The sequence below is a fragment of the Amycolatopsis magusensis genome, assembly GCF_017875555.1.
Lineage (GTDB): Bacteria > Actinomycetota > Actinomycetes > Mycobacteriales > Pseudonocardiaceae > Amycolatopsis > Amycolatopsis magusensis.
In genome coordinates this window covers 8,390,673-8,407,783 of sequence record NZ_JAGGMS010000001.1, presented here as the reverse complement: position 1 = coordinate 8,407,783, position 17,111 = coordinate 8,390,673, and the positions used below count along the sequence as shown (strand labels likewise).

The window sequence follows — 17,111 nt, the reverse complement described above, 5'->3', positions numbered from 1 at the left end:
CGCGGTCGTGCGTGCGCGGTGGTGCTCGCGGGAATGCTGGCGGTGGCGCCGGTGCTGGTGACGGCACCGGCCGCCGTCGCGCAGGAGGTGCCCGCGCCGGAAACGCTGTGCACGGTGCGTGACGCGAAGCTGGCCGAGCTGTCCGGCCTCGCGGCCGACGGGGACCGCTGGTACGCCATGGGCGACGGCGGCACCAAGCTGCAGGTCGTGGTGCTCGGCCGGGACTGCGGCACCCAGAAGGTGATTTCCGCGTCGGTCGATCCGTACGACGTCGAAGACCTGGCCCGAGCGAAGGACGGCACGCTCTGGCTCGCCGACACCGGCGACAACCGCAAGCAGCGGGAAACCGTGGCGCTGCACGCGCTCACCCCGGCGGGCAAGGCCACGCTCTACCGGCTCACCTACCCGGACGGCCAGCACGACGCCGAAGCGCTGCTGCTCGACGGGTCGGGCACGCCGTTCGTGGTCACCAAGAACGTGCTCGGGAAGGCCGAGGTGTACAAACCCGCCGCCGAGCTGAAGAGCCCGGGCCCGAACGCGCTGGAAAAAGTGGGCTCACTGGACATCTCCACCACCGACACGCCGGGAGGCCCGGTCGGCGGGGTCGGCTCCATGCTGGTCACCGGCGGTGCGGTGAGCCCGGACGGCAAGACCGTCGCGTTGCGCACCTACACCGACGCCTACCTCTACCCGGCACCCGACGGTGACGTGGCGGCCGCGCTCAAGCGGAACCCCGTCCGGGTGCCGCTGCCGAACGAACCGCAGGGCGAGGCGATCGCCTTCGAGCCGGACGGCACGTTGCTCTCGGCCAGTGAAGGCACCGGCCAGCCCGTGCGCGCCGTCCGCGGTGCGGCCGCGCTGGCCGTGGGCGCGACCCCGGCGGCGGACGAGCAGGAGGGCTCGCCCGGACCCACCGGTGACCCCGCAACCGGCGGATCCGAGTCCCCTGTGCCCTTGCTGCCCGCGGCCGCCATCGCCGTGCTGGCCGCGCTCGGGCTGGTCTTCGTGGTGAGCCGCGTGTGGCGGGCGCGGCGCGGGTGAGAACCAGCCCGATCGAACGGGTCAGAAGCGGCGCGGTCTAGAGGCGGCGCAGTACCGCCACCACCTTGCCCAGGATGGTCGCGTCGTCCCCGGGGATCGGGTCGTACGCCTCGTTGTGCGGCATCAGCCAGACGTGCCCGTCCTTGTGCTTGAACGTCTTCACGGTGGCTTCGCCGTCGATCATCGCGGCGACGATCTCGCCGTTGTTCGCGGTGGGCTGCTGGCGCACCACGACCCAGTCGCCGTCGGTGATCGCCGCGTCGATCATCGAGTCACCGGTGACGCTGAGCAGGAAGACGTCGCCCTCGCCGACGATGTCCTTCGGCAGCGGGTAGACGTCCTCCACCGACTGCTCGGCCAGCACCGGGCCACCGGCGGCGATCCGGCCGACCAGCGGCACGTAGGCCGGCTTGGGCATCTGCTCGATCGGCGAGCCCGGCTCGGCGTCCGCGGCCAGCACGCCCACCGCGCGCGGGCGGTTCGCGTCACGGCGCAGGTAACCCTTGCGCTGCAGTGCGCGCAGCTGGTGGGAGACCGAGGACGTCGAGTTCAGGCCGACCGCTTCACCGATCTCGCGCACGCTCGGCGGGTAGCCGAAGCGGTCGACCCAGGCCCGGATCACCTCCAGGACCTGCGACTGGCGGACGGTCAAGCTCTCGTCCTGGTCTTCCGGTTCGCGCAGGGCGGGTATCTTGCCCGGCACGGCCTTCCTGACACTCACTGTGGTTCGCCTCCCAGGTGCTGGAGGCCGGTGGACGGGGTCTGCCACCGGCCCGGTTCGGTTGCCGGGGCCCTGGTCGCCGCGCACGGGCGCGGACACCATGGGCCCTGCATGCGACGCTAGCCCGCCACGGGGTGGAGATCAAACATTTGTTCGACCGACACGCCGGGCGCCGCTCGATTTTGTCGGTCCTGGGTGGTACACATTCGCACGGGAGTTCGATAGAACGCCTGTTCGAGGGTTCGGTGCCAGCGTACCGCGCCCCGGAGGACGGCCGCGAGGAGGTTCCGTGATGTCGGTGCTGGTCGACGTGAGCGAGTTGCGGGGAGTGGTGGTCAGGCGCGGGGTCCTGATCGACGAGAACGTGACGGTCGACGAGGCGCCTCCGGCGGCGGCTCCCGTCCGGCCGGGAACGCGCAAACGGGTCAAGGGCGAGGTGCGGCGCCCGCCGAACCGGCCGCGGGTGGTGGCCGGGCTGCGCGCGGTGCCCGAGGTGCGCTGCGCACCGGCCCGTGGTGGGGCGCGCTGGCCGTGGCTGGCCGCGATGGCGGTGACCGCGGGACTGGTGGTGGCCGGTTTCGGTTTCCTCGCCGACGCGATGGCCGCGCCGGTGCCCGCGCGGACGGCCGTGGTCTCGGTCGCGCCGGGGGAGTCGTTGTGGGAAGTGGCCGAACGCCTGGCGCCGAGCAGTGATCCCGCCGCCGTCGTCGACCGCATCCACGAACTGAACCGGCTCGACGGCGCCGGGCTGGTGCCGGGCCTGCCGATCGAAGTACCCGCCGAGAGCGCGCCCTCCCGCTGAGCCGCCGTTCGTAGTGGATCACCCCTGGTGAGGCGGGTGCGTCCGGGAATTCCGAGGTGAGTCCGAAGTGGACGTACAGCTGGACGACGGCGGTGCTCGGCGCCGGGACGCGGGGCGGGGAAGCTCCGCGCGGCATTCACCCGGTCCGGCGGCGTTGCGCGGTTGCGGACCGTCCGGCGCGCTCCTAGAGTCCACCCCCACATCTAGTGGTAACACGCCTGTAGTTGGTCCACAGCTTGGGGTAGAATCGGAGCCGGTTGTCCCTGGTGTGCACACCTGCCGCGGAAGGAAGGGTGGTCTGCTCATGCGGTGCCCGTTCTGCCGTCACGCGGACTCGCGCGTGGTCGACTCGCGCGAAGTGGACGAGGGGCAGGCGATCCGCCGTCGCCGCTCGTGTTCGGAGTGCGGCCGCCGGTTCACCACCTCGGAGACGATGGTGCTCGCCGTGGTGAAGCGGTCCGGGGTCACCGAGCAGTTCAGCCGGGACAAGGTGGTGCGCGGGGTTCGCCGCGCCTGTCAGGGCCGGCCCGTCGACGACGACGACCTCCAGCAGCTGGCGCAGCGGGTCGAGGAGTCGATCCGGTCCGCCGGGCTCGCCGAGATCCCGAGCCACGAGGTCGGCCTGGCCATCCTGGGCCCGCTCCGTGAACTCGACGAGGTCGCCTATCTGCGCTTCGCCAGCGTCTACCGCTCGTTCTCCTCGGTCGAGGACTTCGAGAAGGAGATCGCGGACCTTCGCCAGGCCATGGCCGGTAGCGAAGAGAGCGCGAACGACGAGTAAGGCTCGCCGTTCCGTGCCGGAACGAGGGAGTACCCATGACCGAGACCGTGGGAACCGGCGCGGACGCCGTGGAGGAACGGCGACCTGACCGGCTGGGCATCCGCCGCGTGTTCACCACCGAGGGCGTGCACCCGTACGCCGAGGTCGAGTGGGAACAACGCGACGTCGTGATGACCAACTGGCGCGACGGCACGGTGAACTTCGAGCAGCGCGGCGTGGAGTTCCCCGCGTCCTGGTCGGTGAACGCCACCAACATCGTCACCAGCAAGTACTTCCGCGGCGCGGTCGGCACGCCCCAGCGCGAACGCAGCCTCAAGCAGCTGATCGACCGGGTCGTGGGCACCTACGTGCGCGCGGGCACCGAGCACGGCTACTTCGCCACCCCCGCCGACGCGGAGGTCTTCGAGCACGAGCTCACCTGGATGCTGCTGCACCAGGTGTTCAGCTTCAACTCCCCGGTCTGGTTCAACGTCGGCACCGCGTCGAAGCAGCAGGTCAGCGCCTGCCTGCCCTACCACGCCCTGGTCAGCACCCCGGCCGGGCTGGTGCCGATCGGGGAACTCGTCGAGAACGACGCGGTGGGCGCGAAGGTCTACGACGCCCACGGCGTGACCGGGGTGGTCGCCACCAAGGCCAACGGCCGCAAGAACGTGCACCGCGTGCACACCGGAGCCGGGTACACCTTGGACGTCACCGCCGACCACCTGGTGTGGAAGCGGACGAGCGACGGCGGCCGCTTCGTCGAGGCAGGTACGCTGCGCCCGGGTGACCAGCTTGAATGGCACCGGGTCCGCTCGTTCGGTGAGCGGGAGATCGACCAGCGCGAGATCGCCGAGGCGGCCCTCGCGGGGCAACTGCGCTCCGGCGCGACCGGGGTTCCGGCGCACCTGCTCACCGCGCCGCTGCCGGTGGTGGCCGCGTACCTGCGGAGCCTGTTCCCGGCGTCAGAAGGGGAGCGGCTCGGGACGGGCTGCGAGCGACTGATCCGCGAGGTGCAGAACCTCCTGCTGCGGTTCGGCATCTTCTCCCGGATCTCGCCCGACGCCGAGCACGGCGGCTGGTCCCTGCGGATCCCGGCTCGCGGTAATCAGGAGGCCCTCGCCGCCGAGCTCGGTGCCCTCGACGAGTACGAGTCGGCGGGCCTGGACTCGGCCCGGTGGCTGGAGATCGAGCGCATCGAGGACCTCGGCCCGATGGAGGTCTACGACATCCAGACCGAGAGCGGGGAGTTCCTCGCCGGGAACCTGCGCGTGCACAACTGCTTCATCCTCGCCGTCGACGACTCGATGGAGTCGATCCTGAACTGGTACCGCGAGGAAGGGCTGATCTTCAAGGGCGGCTCCGGCGCCGGGCTGAACCTCTCGCGCATCCGCTCGTCGAAGGAACTGCTGTCCTCCGGCGGCACGGCCTCCGGGCCCGTTTCGTTCATGCGTGGCGCGGACGCGTCCGCGGGCACCATCAAGTCCGGTGGTGCCACGCGCCGGGCGGCCAAGATGGTGGTGCTCGACGTCGACCACCCCGACGTCGAAGAATTCATCGAAACCAAGGCACGCGAGGAAAAGAAGATCCGCGTGCTGCGTGACGCCGGGTTCGACATGGACCTCTCCGGCGCGGACATCTCCTCGGTGCAGTACCAGAACGCGAACAACTCGGTGCGCGTCTCCGACGAGTTCATGCGGGCCGTCGAGGCCGACAACGCCTTCGGGCTGCGGGCCAGGCAGACCGGCGAAGTGGTCACCGAGGTCGAGGCCAAGAAGCTGTTCCGCTCGATGGCGCAGGCGGCGTGGGAGTGCGCCGACCCCGGCATCCAGTACGACGACACGATCAACGACTGGCACACCTGCCCCGAATCCGGCCGGATCACCGCATCCAACCCGTGCTCGGAATACATGCACCTGGACAATTCCAGCTGCAACCTGGCTTCGCTGAACCTGCTGAAGTTCCTCACCGAGGACGGCGTGTTCGACGCGAACCTGTTCGCCCGCGCGGTCGAATTCGTGATCACCGCGATGGACATCTCCATCTGCTTCGCCGACTTCCCGACCGAGCCGATCGGCGACACCACGCGGAAGTTCCGCCAGCTCGGCATCGGGTACGCGAACCTCGGCGCGCTGCTGATGGCGATGGGCCACGCCTACGACTCCGATGGCGGCCGCGCACTCGCGGCGTCGATCACCTCGCTGATGACCGGCGTCTCATACCGCCGTTCCGCCGAACTCGCCGGCGTGGTCGGCCCGTACGAGGGGTACGCGCGCAACGCCGAGGCGCACCAGCGGGTCATGCGCAAGCACGCCGCCGCGAACGAACTGATCCGGACCCATCACACCACCGACGCCGCCGTGCGGAAACTCGCCTCCGGCGAATGGCACCGCGGCATCGAACTCGGCACGCGGCAGGGCTGGCGCAACGCGCAGGCGAGTGTGCTCGCCCCGACCGGGACCATCGGCTTCATGATGGACTGCGACACCACCGGTATCGAGCCGGACTTCTCGCTGGTGAAGTTCAAGAAGCTGGTCGGCGGCGGGTCGATGCAGATCGTGAACCAGACCGTGCCGCGGGCGCTTTCGGTGCTCGGGTACCAGGGTGAGCAGGCCGAGGCGATCGTCGAGTACATCGCGCAGCACGGGCACGTGGTGGACGCGCCGGGCCTGCGGGCCGAGCACTACGAGGTGTTCGACTGCGCGGTCGGCGAGCGGTCCATCGCGGCGATGGGCCACGTGCGGATGATGGCCGCGGTGCAGCCGTTCCTCTCCGGCGCCATCTCGAAGACGGTGAACATGCCGGAGTCGGCGACCGTCGCCGACGTGGAGGAGATCTACTTCCAGGGCTGGAAACTCGGCCTCAAGGCACTGGCGATCTACCGCGACAACTGCAAGGTCGGCCAGCCGCTGTCCACCGGCAAGTCGGAGCAGCCCGCCCAGGTCGAATACCGGCCGGTGCGCAAGCGGTTGCCGAAGAAACGCCCCAGCCAGACCGTTTCGTTCACGGTCGGCGGCGCGGAGGGCTACCTGCACGCCGGTTCCTATCCGGACGACGGCCTCGGCGAGATCTTCATCAAGCTCGGCAAGCAGGGCTCCACGCTGGCCGGGGTGATGGACGCGTTCTCCATGTCCATTTCGGTCGGCCTGCAGTACGGGATCCCGCTGGAGTTCTACATCTCGAAGTTCTCCAACCTGCGCTTCGAACCGGCGGGCATGACCGACGACCCGGACGTCCGGATCGCCACCAGCGTGCTCGACTACCTGTTCCGGCGGCTCGCACTCGACTATTTGCCGTACGAGAAGCGCTCGCAGCTCGGCATCTTCACCGCCGAGGAACGCGCGGCGCAGACCGACGCGGACTACGGCACCACCACCGCCGAACCACCCCGCGTCGACCTCGATGAGTTGCGCAGCAGCGTCTACGCCGAAGAACCCGACGACCGCCCGCACTCCTCCACCGAGCTGATGGAACTGCACCTCGGCAAGGTGGCCGACGCGCCCCTGTGCATGACCTGCGGCACGAAGATGCGCCCGGCGGGCTCCTGCTACGCCTGCGAAGGCTGCGGTTCGACCTCGGGGTGCAGCTGAGGCACACAGGATCTCCACACAAGGTCCACCGGACCTCCCGCCGCCACCGGCCAACGCACTCCGCGCACCGCCCGTCTTCCAGGACGGAAGGAAAGGAGTGGTGAGTTGAGCGTATTCACCGGATGGGTCGAGCACTTCGAGGCGGAAGCCGGGCGGCGCGCGGAGCGCGGTGATCCACAGTGGACCCGGGGCGCCGCGCTGCCCGCCGCGGTGGTGAAGAGCGTGCAGCGGTTCCAGGTGGGCGAGGCGGGGGACGGGGCGAACTTGATCTCGAAGGCCGGGGCCGCCGGGGACGAGGCGTACACGGCGGCGGTGCGGTTGTTCGTCGACGAGGAGCGCAACCACGCCCGCCTCCTGGAGCACCTGCTCACCGCGGCGAACGCGCGGACCATCGGCGGCCACTGGACCGACGCGGTGTTCGTCCGGCTCCGGCGGGCACTCGGGCTGCGCCTGGAACTGATGGTGCTGATGATCGCCGAGGTCATCGCGTTGCGGTACTACCGCGCCCTGCGCGACGGCACCTCGGACCCGCTGACCACCGAGGTCGCCGGGCGCATCCTCGCCGACGAGGAGCGCCACGTGCCGTTCCACCTGCGCCGCCTCGGTGCCGCGTTCGCCCCGCTGTCGCCGGTGGCGCGGCGGGCGGTGCACGCGGTGTGGTGGGTGCTGCTGCTCGGCGCGGTGGTGGTCGTCGCCCACGACCACGGGCCCGCGCTGCGTGAGCTCGGCCTGACGCGGCGCCGGTTCATCTTCGACGTGCTCAGGACCTGGATGAGCACGTCGGAGCTCCCCGACCCGGTGCCTGTCACATCCGGGCCCCCTGCGTAGTCCAGCGGGTGAACGCCGACGAGGAGGGATGGCGATGAAGCCGATCGTGGTGACCGGGGGAACCGGTTCGCTGGGCAGGCGCGTGGTGCGGGAGCTGCTCGACGCCGGGCGCGAGGTGGTGGTGCTGAGCAGGCGGGCGCGGCCGGTGGCTGACGGCAGCCGGTTCGTCTCGGTGGACCTGCGCACCGGCGACGGGCTCGACCAGGCGCTGACCGGGGTGGACACCGTGGTGCACTGCGCGTCCACGCTGACCGGCGGGGACGAGCAGGCCGCGCGCACGTTGATCGACGCGGCGAAGCGCGCGGGCGTGACGCACCTGGTCTACATCTCGATCGTCGGTATCGACCGAATCCCGTTGCCGTATTACCGGACGAAACTGGCCGTCGAGCGGCAGTTGGAGGCGTCCGGGCTCGGGTACACCATCCTGCGGGCGACCCAGTTCCACGAGCTGGTCCAGCACATCTTCTCGCTCCTCGGGCGCTCGCCGATCGTGCCCGTGCCGACGATGCGGTTCCAGCCGGTCGACACGCGGGACGTGGCAGGCAGGCTCGCCGAACTCGCGCTCGGCGAGCCCGCCGGGCGCGTGCCGGACTTCGGCGGCCCCGAGGTCCGGGACGCCAAGAGCCTCGCGAGGGCCTACCTCACCGCCACCGGTCGGCGGCGGCTGCTCGTGCCGGTGCGGGTGCCCGGCCGCATCATGGCCGGGTTCCGGCGCGGGGAGAACCTGGTCGGCGACCGGTTCGACGGCGAGTGGACCTTCGAGCAGTTCCTCGCCGAGCACGCCACCCGGCGGCCGAGCCGGTTCACTGATGCCGGTGGTAGTGGCGGCTGACCCGGGCGCGGTTCCCGCAGGACGGCTTGCACCACGCCTGCCGCGGGTGGTCCTGCACGAAGTACCGCACGCAGCGCGGTGCCGGGCAGGCCCGCAGGCGCTCGCGGTCGGGTCCGCTCAGGAACTCGATGCCCGCCTTCGCCAGTTCCGCGGTGAGCAGGGCCGCCGGGGCGGCTTCGGTGGGCCGGTAGCGCATCCGGCCGTCGGGCCAGTCCAGCACCGGGACGCGGGGGACCGCGGCGGCCGCCTCGTTGAGCTGCCGCGCGGCGGTGTCCGGGTCCAGTAGCCGGTTCGCGTCGGCCTTGCTCGGCGGACCGGGGCGCACGGCGTCGGCGAACAGCGACCGGAGCGCCTTGCGCACGGCGACCACCGACTCGCGCACCCGTTCGTCCACGGGCACCTCGGGCAGGTCCTGCTCGCGAAGCCAGTCCGCCAGTCCGTCGACGGTCTCCAGCACGTCGAGCACGCCGTTCGGCCCGTAGCGCACGGTGGTGGCGAGTTCGAGGGCGAGCACCAGGCCAGCCTAATGCATCAGACGCTTGCTCTCATTAGGTTGGTCGGCTAGCTTCCCTAATGGATCGACTGGATCAAGCCATTAGGAGAGCGGATGCGTGAGCTCCTGCGCGCCCTGCCGTCGCTGGCCGGGCCGTTGCCCGCGTTCGACCCGGCCACGGCTCCGGAGGACCCGCTCGCGTTGTTCGCGGACTGGTTCGAAGCGGCGATCGAGGCGGGCGTGCGCGAGCCGCACGCGATGACTCTGTCCACTGTGGACGAATCCGGGCGGCCGTCGGCGCGGGTGCTCATCCTCAAGGACCTCACGGAAGAGGGCTTCCAGTTCGCGTTCGGTTCGGCTGGGCGCAAGGGGAAGGAACTGGCGCACACCCCGTGGGCGGCGCTGACCTTCTACTGGTCACCGCTGGGCAGGCAGGTCCGGGTGCGCGGCCGGGTGGAACTCGCCGACGGCAGCCGCGATTTCCTCGCCCGCAGTGAATCCGCTCGCGCGGTCGCGTTGGCCGGCAAGCAGAGCACACCGCTGGCGGACCGCGCCGAGTTGGCCGCGGCTGTCGAAAGCGCCCGTGAACGCGTCCGCCGGGAACCGGACGTGGTCGCGCCGGACTGGGTGATCGGCACGGTGGTCGGCGAGGAAATCGAGTTCTGGCAAGGAAACGACGAGCGACGGCACATCCGGGTGCAGTACCGTCGGGTGGCCGGCGCGTGGACGAAGGAGCAACTGTGGCCCTGACCTCGGAAGAACTGCGGGCGAACATCGCGGCCGGGCATGAACGGCTGGCGAAACGGCTCGTCGAGCTGACCGACGACGAGGCACGCGGACCGTCGGCGTTGCCCGGGTGGTCGCGCGGCCATGTGCTCACCCACCTGGAGAACCTCGGGCGCGCGTTCCGCAGACAGGCCGAGTACGCCTTGGCGGGCAAGACGATCGAGGTCTACGACGGTGGCAGGCCCGGTCGTGACGCCGGGATCGAAGCAGGCGCGGGACGCTCGGCCGCCGAGTTGCGCGAAGGCGTGCTCGACTCGATCCACGGGCTCGAAGAAAGCTGGGCGCAGGTGCCCGAAGACGGCTGGCAGCGTCCGGTCCGGTATCGCGAAGGTCCGTTGCTGGGCACGGTCTTCTGCTGGTGGCGCGAGGTGGAGATCCACTTCGCCGATGCGGACCTCGGCTACCGGACGGACGACTGGAGCCCGGAGTTCTGCGCGCACGTGCTCGAGTTCCTCGCGCCGCGGGCCCCCGAGGGCGTCCGCCTCGTGCTCCGGCCGGTGGACGATCCGCGGGAATGGGCGTGGGGGAGCGGGCCGGAGGCCGAGGCACGCGGCAGGCTCACCGAGCTGACCGCGTGGATGGCGGGCCGCCGCGAGGACGGGTCACTGCCCGCCCTCGGCCCGTGGCCGTGAGGTCATCGCGCGGTACGCCGGTCGCAGCAGGTCGGTGACGGACCCCATCGGGTCCAGTTGGTCCAGCACCGGAGCCGTCGCCCCGCCGGTGACCGCGACCTCGGTTCGCTCGCCCCAGAAGGAATCCAGCTGGTCGGCGAGCGTGGGCGGGCCGGTTTCCCGGTCCGCCGCGTGGATCCGCAGCGCACGCAGGCGGTCCAGCAGGTCCTCGCGCGTGCGCCCGCGCCAGGCGAGGTAGGTGAACGGATCGGCGTCGAAGGAGTCGGCGAGCACCTGGCAGGCGGCGGCCAGGTGCCGGCACGGCACCTCCCAGCCGGGGCAGGAGCAGTCCATGGTGATCTCGCGCAGGGTCCGCGGGAACAGGCTCAGCCCCAGCTTCGTGAACACGCCTTCGAGGTCGGCGGGCAGCTCACCGGCGAGCAGCTTCGCCGCGAAGACCGCCTGACTCGCGAGTTCCTGCTCGATCCGGGCCCAGTCCGCCGATTCGAAGGCCTTGACCGCGATCCGCGTGCGGTGCGGATCGGGCCCGGAGTCGCGGACCAGCGCGGTCACCAGGCTGGTCGACACCGACAGGCTCAGCACGTGCCCGGCGCGGGCGGAGCGCTGCCCGCTGCCGCGGTAGCCGCCGAGGCCGAGCCCGTCGAGCGCCTCGAGGAAGCGCCGGGACCACCAGGTCACGACGCCTCCAGGGTGAGCAGGTCACGCAGGCGCTCGGTGGACAGCTCGGTGAGCCAGTGCTCCCCGGCACCGACCACCAGCTTCGCCAGCGACGCCTTCTCCGCCAGTATCCGGTCGACCTTCTCCTCCAGCGTGCCGGCGCAGGCGAACTTGCGGACCTGCACGTCGCGCCGCTGCCCGATGCGGAAGGCGCGGTCGGTGGCCTGGTCCTCGACGGCCGGGTTCCACCAGCGGTCGATGTGCACCACGTGGTTGGCCGCGGTCAGGTTCAGCCCGGTGCCGCCCGCCTTGAGCGAGAGCAGGAACAGCGACGGACCGCCGGGTGACTGGAAGCGTTCGACCAGCCGGTCGCGTTCGGGCTGGGTGGTGCCGCCGTGCAGGAACAGCACCTCGGTGTCGAACCGCTCGGACAGGTACGGCACCAGCATCGCGCCGAACTGGGCGAACTGGGTGAAGCAGAGCGCCTTGTCGCCTTCGGCCAGCACCTCTTCGAGGATCTCCTCCAGCCGGTCCAGCTTGCCGGAGCGCCCGGCGAGTGGCGAGCCGTCGCCGAAGAACTGCGCCGGGTGGTTGCACACCTGCTTCAGCTTGGACATCGTCGCGAGCACGAGTCCCTTGCGCTTGATGTCGCGTGCCTGGTCGATCTGGTCGAGCATGTCGTCGACCACCGCGCGGTAGAGCGTCACCTGCTCGGCGGTCAGCGTGCAGAGCTGCTTGAACTCCAGGCGTTCCGGCAGGTCGTCGATCACCGCGGGATCGGTTTTCAGGCGCCGCAACACGAACGGGCCGGTGGCGCGGCGGAGCCGGGCGGCGGCTTCGTGGTCGCCGTGGCGTTCGATGGGCACCGAGAAGCGGGCGCGGAAGGTGTTGGCCGTGTCCAGGAACCCGGGGTTGAGGAAGTCCATGATGGACCAGAGTTCGGCGAGCCGGTTCTCCACCGGGGTGCCGGTCAGCGCCACCCGGTGACGCGCCTTGAAGCCGCGCACGGCTTTCGCTTGCTGGGACGCGCTGTTCTTGACGTTCTGCGCCTCGTCGAGCACCACGCGGTCCCACTCGACCTCGCCCAGCGATTCGGCGTCCCTGGCGGCGAGCGCGTACGTGGTGATCACCAGGTCGTGCTCGGCGGCGGTGGTGGTCACCGACCGCCGGTCGGCGCCGTGGTGCAGGTGCACGCGCAGGTCCGGGGTGAACCGCGCGGCCTCCCGCTGCCAGTTGCCGACCACCGTCATCGGGCAGACCAGCAGCGTCGGCGGCCGGGGAAAATCCTTGCGGCAGAACGCTTCCAGCGCCAGCAACTGCACGGTCTTGCCGAGGCCCATGTCGTCGGCGAGGCAGGCACCCAGCCCCAGTTCGTCCAGGAACGCCAGCCACGCCAGGCCGCGACGCTGGTACGGCCGGAGCGTGCCGTGGAAGCCGGGCGGGGTGTCGATCCGCTCGACGTGGCGATCGGCCTTGCCCGCCAGCAGGTCGCCGAACCGCCCGTCGCCGGTCACCTCGGACACCGGCAGCGGGGCCTTGCTCGAGCCCAGGTGCCGGATCGCCTGGCTCACGGTCATCTCGCCCCGGCGGTCCGCGTCGAGGAAGGCCAGCCCGGCGGCGAGTCCGCGCTGGTCGATGCGGGTCCACTGGCCGCGCAACCGGATCAGCGGCACCTTCGCGGCGGCCAGCGAGGCGAGCTCGGCCTCGGACAGCCGCTGCCCGCCGACCGACAGTTCCCAGCGGTAGTCGACGAGCTGCTTGAGGTCGAGCGGCCGGTCCTTCGTGACCACGCCGGTGGCCGACCTGCTGTGCGTGTCGAGCCGGAGGGTCACGTCACCGGGACGACGCCAGGCCTTGGGCAGCAGCACGCCGTAGCCCGCTTCGTCGAGTGCCGGAGCCTGGGTGAGGAAGTCGTAGGCACCTTCGGCGTCGAGGTCGAGCCCGGCCGGGTGCGCCTCGGCGAGGGCGCCGTCCAGGCGCTTGAAGATCCGGCTCGCCCGGCCGAGTTCGGTCAGCAGCAGCTCCTGCGGGCGGTGGACCCACCGGCTGAGCACGTCGTGCTGCCCGGACCGCCAGACCTGGGCCGCCGGGATCAACACCGATGGGTCCTCGACCGCCTGGAGCAGGAACTCAAGCCGCCAGTCCTCCCGCTCGTTCTGCTCCGGGGACAGCAGCCGGAAGCCGAGCCGGACGGCGGCGTCGTGGGCGGCGCTCGCGTGCCAGGCGTCGATCCGGTCCCGCAGCTCGCGGGCTTCGCGGCGGTCGGCTTCGAACCGGGGGTCGCCGGTGAGCGCCTTCAGCCAGGACTCGACCGCACCCGAGCCGGTGGTCAGCTCCAGCCCGTCGAGCCGGGCGCGGACCTCGTGGTCGACCAGGGCGTCGAGCAGGGAGCGGAGCACCTCGGTGGCGGCACGGCCGTCCACGTCCTCGGGGCGCACCGGCTGGGCACGGCAGACCGGTGGCATCGCGGCGGCCAGCTTCGCGAACCGAGCGGAGTCCATTCCGGACAGTGCGGGCCGCCACCGGGCCCGCAGGCCGCCGACGCCGGTTCTCAGCCCGGGCAGCACGCGCCCGCGGTCGACCAGGTCCGCGGCGAACGCGGTCACCTGGCGCAGGTAGTGCGGGGAGGTGCCGAGGCGGACCTGGGCGTCGGTGAGCCCGCCGAGCACGTCGGCGGCCTCGCCGGGGGAGAGCACGACAGCCGGGACGAGCCACGGTTCCAGGTGCACGTCGGTGGCGGGTTCCGGCTCGGCCAGCGGGTCGCGAACCAGCTCGGGTGAGGCGAGCGGACCGTCGCCGGTCGACGGCAGCAGCAGCGCGACGACCTCGGGACGGCCCTCGGGAACCAGCGCGGACAGGTCCTCGACGGCGAACGGGTGGGCCACGGCGGCGCCGGGCAGCGGACCGCCCACCGAAGCGGGGAGGGTCGAGTCCTCGGCCCACAACGCGACTTCTCCGGCCGCGGTGCCCAGGCCGTGCAGGACCAACACCCGCCCCACGCTAGCCGAGCTTGACCCTCACGCTGCGTCAAGGTGCACGGTGGCGGCCATGCCCACTCGACGTGACTTCCTCAAGGGCGGTGCCGCCGTGGCAGGCGGCCTGCTCGCCACCGCCGGGACCGCCCCGGCTTCGACCACGCCGCTCGTGCTCACCGGCGCGACGCTGATCGACGGCATCGGCGGCAGGCCGCGGCGCGACAGCACGATCGTGCTGGCCGGTGACCGGATCGTGGCGGCAGGCTCGGTCGCCGCCGCCGGGGCGCAGGTGATCGACCTGCGAGGCAAGTTCGTCATTCCGGGCCTGTGGGACATGCACGTGCACACCGTGCCGCTGGACGCGATCTACCCGCCGTTGTACGTGGTCAACGGCGTGACCGGCATCCGCGAGATGTACGGCTACTTCCACCCGCAGCTGCCCGAACTGCGTGAGCGCGTCGAAACCGGCGTGGTGACCGGCCCGCGCATGGTGATCGCGAGCAACCTCATCGACGGCCCGCATTCGGTCCACGGCCCGACCGGCGCGGTGACCGTCAGCACGCCCGAGGAGGCGCGCGCGGCCGTGCGCACGATGAAGGAGCAGGGCGCGGACTTCATCAAGGTCTACTCGATGCTGACGCGGGAGACCTTCACCGCGGTGGCCGAGGAGTCGCGGCGGGTCGGCCTCCGGTTCGCCGGCCACGTGCCCGAGCGGATGTCGGTCCTGGACGCCGCCGACGCCGGGCAGCACAGCATGGAGCACCTCTTCGGCTTCTTCACCGCGACCTCGACCCGGGAAACCGAGCTGCGCCAACGGCTTGCCGCGACGCCGATCGACCCGGCGAACCTGCAGGCCTGGTACACGGTCGCCCGCGCGCTGGAACGGGAAGCCGCGACCACACACGACCCCCGACGCGCGCGTCGCCTCTTCGACCGGCTGCGGCGCAACGGCACGTACGCGTCGCCGACGTTGAGCGTGCTGCGAGCGTTGTCCCTGCCCGCGAGCGGCTTCGACCGGGACGACCCGCGGCTGCGGTACCTGCCGAAGTCGATCACCGACTACTGGTGGCTCCAGGTCGAGCACACCGGACCGGCCACGCCCGCCGAGATCGAGGAGCACCGGCGGTTCTTCGATGCCGAACTGCGGATGACCGGCGACCTGCACCGCGCGGGCGTGCCGGTGCTCGCCGGGACCGACTCGAACAACGCCTTCTGCTTCCCGGGTTTCTCCCTGCACGACGAGCTGGCGCTGCTGGTCCGGGCAGGACTGTCCCCGATGCACGCGCTGCAGTCGGCGACCAGGGACGCCGCGCGCTTCCTCGGCCGCGAACGCACCGCGGGCACGGTCGAACCCGGCAAGGTGGCCGATCTGGTGGTGCTCGACGAGGACCCGCTCGCCGACATCACCAATACCAGCCGGATCCACGCCGTGGTGCACCGCGGCCGGTACCTCGGACCGGCCGAACGCGCGCGCCTGCTGGCCGGGATCGAGAAAGCCGCCGCCGAGCAGCAGTTCCCGGAACCGCCCGTGTCCGGCTGCGGCTGCCGCGGGTAATACGCTCGGGTGATGACGGGGGCACGGCAGGAAGCTCTCCGCGCGGTGGAAGGCAGCTTGGACCGGCCATCGGCCGCGCGGATCTACGACTACTTCATCGGCGGCGACACCCACTACGCGATCGACCGGGAGTTCGCCGAGAAGGTCCGCGAGCGGATGCCGCTGATGGGGGACTACTGCCGCACCAGCCGGTTGTTCCTCGGCCGGGCCGTGCGCCACTGCGTGGAGCGCGGCATCCGGCAGTTCGTCGACGTCGGGTCCGGGCTGCCGACCGCGGGCAACGTGCACGACGTGGCCGACGAGGTGCGGCCGGAAGGCGACGTGCGCGTGGTCTACGTCGACAACGAGCCGATCGCGCTGGCGCATTCGACGCTGCTGCTGGCCGACACCGCCGACCCCGACCGGCACCAGGCCATCGCCGCCGACCTGCTGGACCCCGAGGACCTGTGGCTTCAGGTCCGGCGGACCGGGTTGATCGACCTCGACCAGCCGGTGGCGCTCGTGGTCAACGCGGTGCTGCACTTCATCAAGGACGAGGAGCAGCCGGAATCGGTGCTGCGGGCCTACCGTCGTCGCCTCGCGCCCGGCTCGTTGCTGGTGCTCTCGCAGATGACCAACGAGAACCCGCAGAACGAGGCCGAACGGCAGGCGCTGGCCGACATCGTCGCGTACTACGAGACCACCACGAATCCCGGGCAACTGCGGACCATCGCAGAGTTCCGGCGGTTCTTCGGCGACTGGGAACTGGAGCCGCCGGGCCTGGTGTACGCGCCCGCGTGGCACCCCGACGAGCAAACCCTGTTCGCCGAGCGGCCCTCGGCTTCACGCGTGATCGGCGGCGTCGCCAGGAAGCCCGCAGAGTCGTAGCGCGAGTTCGCCGAGGTTCACCTTGAGCCGGTCCAGGCTCACCCCGCGTTCGCGCTGGTAGCGGAACAGTTCCGGGGCGAGTGGCGCGAGCACCGCGTCCACCATGCCGTCGGGGTCGGGCAACCCGGCCTCGGTCAGCAGCGCGTGCACGTGGACACGCCAGAACCCGTAGGCGCCGGTGCCGAAGCGCTGGTGGCCGATCTCGCTGCCCAGCACCAGGTGCCCGTGGCCGGCGAGCAGGTCGAGCATCGCGGCGTAGAAGGCGGCCAGGCGTTCGGCGGGTGGCGCACCCGGCCCGAGCGGTGGATCGCCGCGGATCAGCTGCTCCTGGAGTTTCCGCTCGTGCTCGTCCAGCAGGGCGACCGCGATGGCCGCGCGGTCCGGGTACCGCCGGTAGAGCGTGCCCCGGCCGACCCCGGCCGCCTTCGCGATGTCGTCCATCGTGACGTTCTCGGCGCCCTTGTCGGCGAACAACGTCTCGGCCGCCGACAGCACCTTGGCGCGGTTCCTCGCGGCGTCGGCCCGCTCCCGTGTGCTCACCCCTCGAACTGTAGTGGACATCGTGTCCACTT

At 71.2% G+C, this 17,111-nt stretch carries 15 protein-coding genes; 10 read left to right on the top strand and 5 right to left on the bottom strand.

Annotated features, from left to right (window positions below):
• Positions 1-33: 33 nt before the first annotated feature.
• Complete coding sequence (locus tag JOM49_RS37720; protein WP_209672090.1) at positions 34-1,041, top strand: SdiA-regulated/phytase-like domain-containing protein; 1,008 nt, start codon at positions 34-36, stop codon at positions 1,039-1,041.
• A gap of 37 nt (positions 1,042-1,078) precedes the next feature.
• On the opposite strand, the gene lexA is transcribed toward JOM49_RS37720, so the two are convergent.
• Positions 1,079-1,762: a transcriptional repressor LexA gene (gene lexA, locus JOM49_RS37715; RefSeq protein WP_282771985.1), complete on the bottom strand. Its 684-nt coding sequence runs from the start codon at positions 1,760-1,762 to the stop codon at positions 1,079-1,081.
• A 292-nt stretch (positions 1,763-2,054) separates the two neighbouring features.
• Here lexA and JOM49_RS37710 point away from each other — a divergent pair, with 292 nt between their 5' ends.
• The 5 genes from JOM49_RS37710 to JOM49_RS37690 all read left to right on the top strand — a co-directional run bounded on the left by JOM49_RS37710 (position 2,055) and on the right by JOM49_RS37690 (position 8,574).
• Positions 2,055-2,564 (top strand): hypothetical protein, encoded by a 510-nt coding sequence (locus JOM49_RS37710; protein ID WP_245369605.1) that lies wholly within the window; start codon positions 2,055-2,057, stop codon positions 2,562-2,564.
• Positions 2,565-2,868: 304 nt separating this feature from the next.
• Positions 2,869-3,345, top strand: a complete 477-nt coding sequence (gene nrdR, locus JOM49_RS37705; protein ID WP_206809657.1) for a transcriptional regulator NrdR — start codon at positions 2,869-2,871, stop codon at positions 3,343-3,345.
• A 35-nt stretch (positions 3,346-3,380) separates the two neighbouring features.
• Positions 3,381-6,914, top strand: a complete 3,534-nt coding sequence (locus tag JOM49_RS37700; RefSeq protein ID WP_209668951.1) for a vitamin B12-dependent ribonucleotide reductase — start codon at positions 3,381-3,383, stop codon at positions 6,912-6,914.
• Positions 6,915-7,019: 105 nt separating this feature from the next.
• Positions 7,020-7,742 carry a ferritin-like domain-containing protein gene (locus JOM49_RS37695; protein WP_209668949.1) on the top strand — a complete coding sequence of 241 codons (723 nt, stop codon included), beginning with the start codon at positions 7,020-7,022 and terminating at the stop codon, positions 7,740-7,742.
• 34 nt (positions 7,743-7,776) lie between these two features.
• Complete coding sequence (locus JOM49_RS37690; RefSeq protein WP_209668947.1) at positions 7,777-8,574, top strand: SDR family oxidoreductase; 798 nt, start codon at positions 7,777-7,779, stop codon at positions 8,572-8,574.
• Here JOM49_RS37690 and JOM49_RS37685 read toward each other — a convergent pair.
• The gene (locus tag JOM49_RS37685) at positions 8,546-9,088 is read right to left on the bottom strand and encodes a CGNR zinc finger domain-containing protein (RefSeq protein WP_308159006.1); all 543 of its coding nucleotides are present in this window, start codon (positions 9,086-9,088) and stop codon (positions 8,546-8,548) included. The two genes, JOM49_RS37690 and JOM49_RS37685, sit on opposite strands and share 29 nt — an antisense overlap.
• Positions 9,089-9,181: 93 nt before the next feature.
• Between JOM49_RS37685 and JOM49_RS37680 the strand changes: the two genes are divergently transcribed.
• Positions 9,182-9,817, top strand: coding sequence for a pyridoxine/pyridoxamine 5'-phosphate oxidase (locus JOM49_RS37680; protein ID WP_209668945.1), 636 nt, complete (start codon positions 9,182-9,184; stop codon positions 9,815-9,817).
• Positions 9,808-10,485: a maleylpyruvate isomerase family mycothiol-dependent enzyme gene (locus JOM49_RS37675; RefSeq protein WP_209668943.1), complete on the top strand. Its 678-nt coding sequence runs from the start codon at positions 9,808-9,810 to the stop codon at positions 10,483-10,485. The genes JOM49_RS37680 and JOM49_RS37675 overlap by 10 nt, the downstream gene beginning before the upstream one ends.
• Here JOM49_RS37675 and JOM49_RS44265 read toward each other — a convergent pair.
• Both JOM49_RS44265 and JOM49_RS37665 read right to left on the bottom strand, forming a co-directional pair.
• Positions 10,456-11,163, bottom strand: a complete 708-nt coding sequence (locus JOM49_RS44265; protein WP_209668941.1) for an SWIM zinc finger family protein — start codon at positions 11,161-11,163, stop codon at positions 10,456-10,458. The two genes, JOM49_RS37675 and JOM49_RS44265, sit on opposite strands and share 30 nt — an antisense overlap.
• Positions 11,160-14,132 (bottom strand): DEAD/DEAH box helicase, encoded by a 2,973-nt coding sequence (locus JOM49_RS37665; RefSeq protein ID WP_209668939.1) that lies wholly within the window; start codon positions 14,130-14,132, stop codon positions 11,160-11,162. Before JOM49_RS37665 ends, JOM49_RS44265 begins: the two co-directional genes overlap by 4 nt.
• Before the next feature lie 58 nt (positions 14,133-14,190).
• Between JOM49_RS37665 and JOM49_RS37660 the strand changes: the two genes are divergently transcribed.
• Positions 14,191-15,672 carry an amidohydrolase family protein gene (locus JOM49_RS37660; protein ID WP_209668937.1) on the top strand — a complete coding sequence of 494 codons (1,482 nt, stop codon included), beginning with the start codon at positions 14,191-14,193 and terminating at the stop codon, positions 15,670-15,672.
• 12 nt (positions 15,673-15,684) lie between these two features.
• Positions 15,685-16,539 carry an SAM-dependent methyltransferase gene (locus JOM49_RS37655; protein ID WP_209668935.1) on the top strand — a complete coding sequence of 285 codons (855 nt, stop codon included), beginning with the start codon at positions 15,685-15,687 and terminating at the stop codon, positions 16,537-16,539.
• On the opposite strand, the gene JOM49_RS37650 is transcribed toward JOM49_RS37655, so the two are convergent.
• The gene (locus JOM49_RS37650; protein WP_209668933.1) at positions 16,495-17,100 is read right to left on the bottom strand and encodes a TetR/AcrR family transcriptional regulator; all 606 of its coding nucleotides are present in this window, start codon (positions 17,098-17,100) and stop codon (positions 16,495-16,497) included. The genes JOM49_RS37655 and JOM49_RS37650 overlap by 45 nt on opposite strands.
• Between the last annotated feature and the right edge of the window lie 11 nt (positions 17,101-17,111).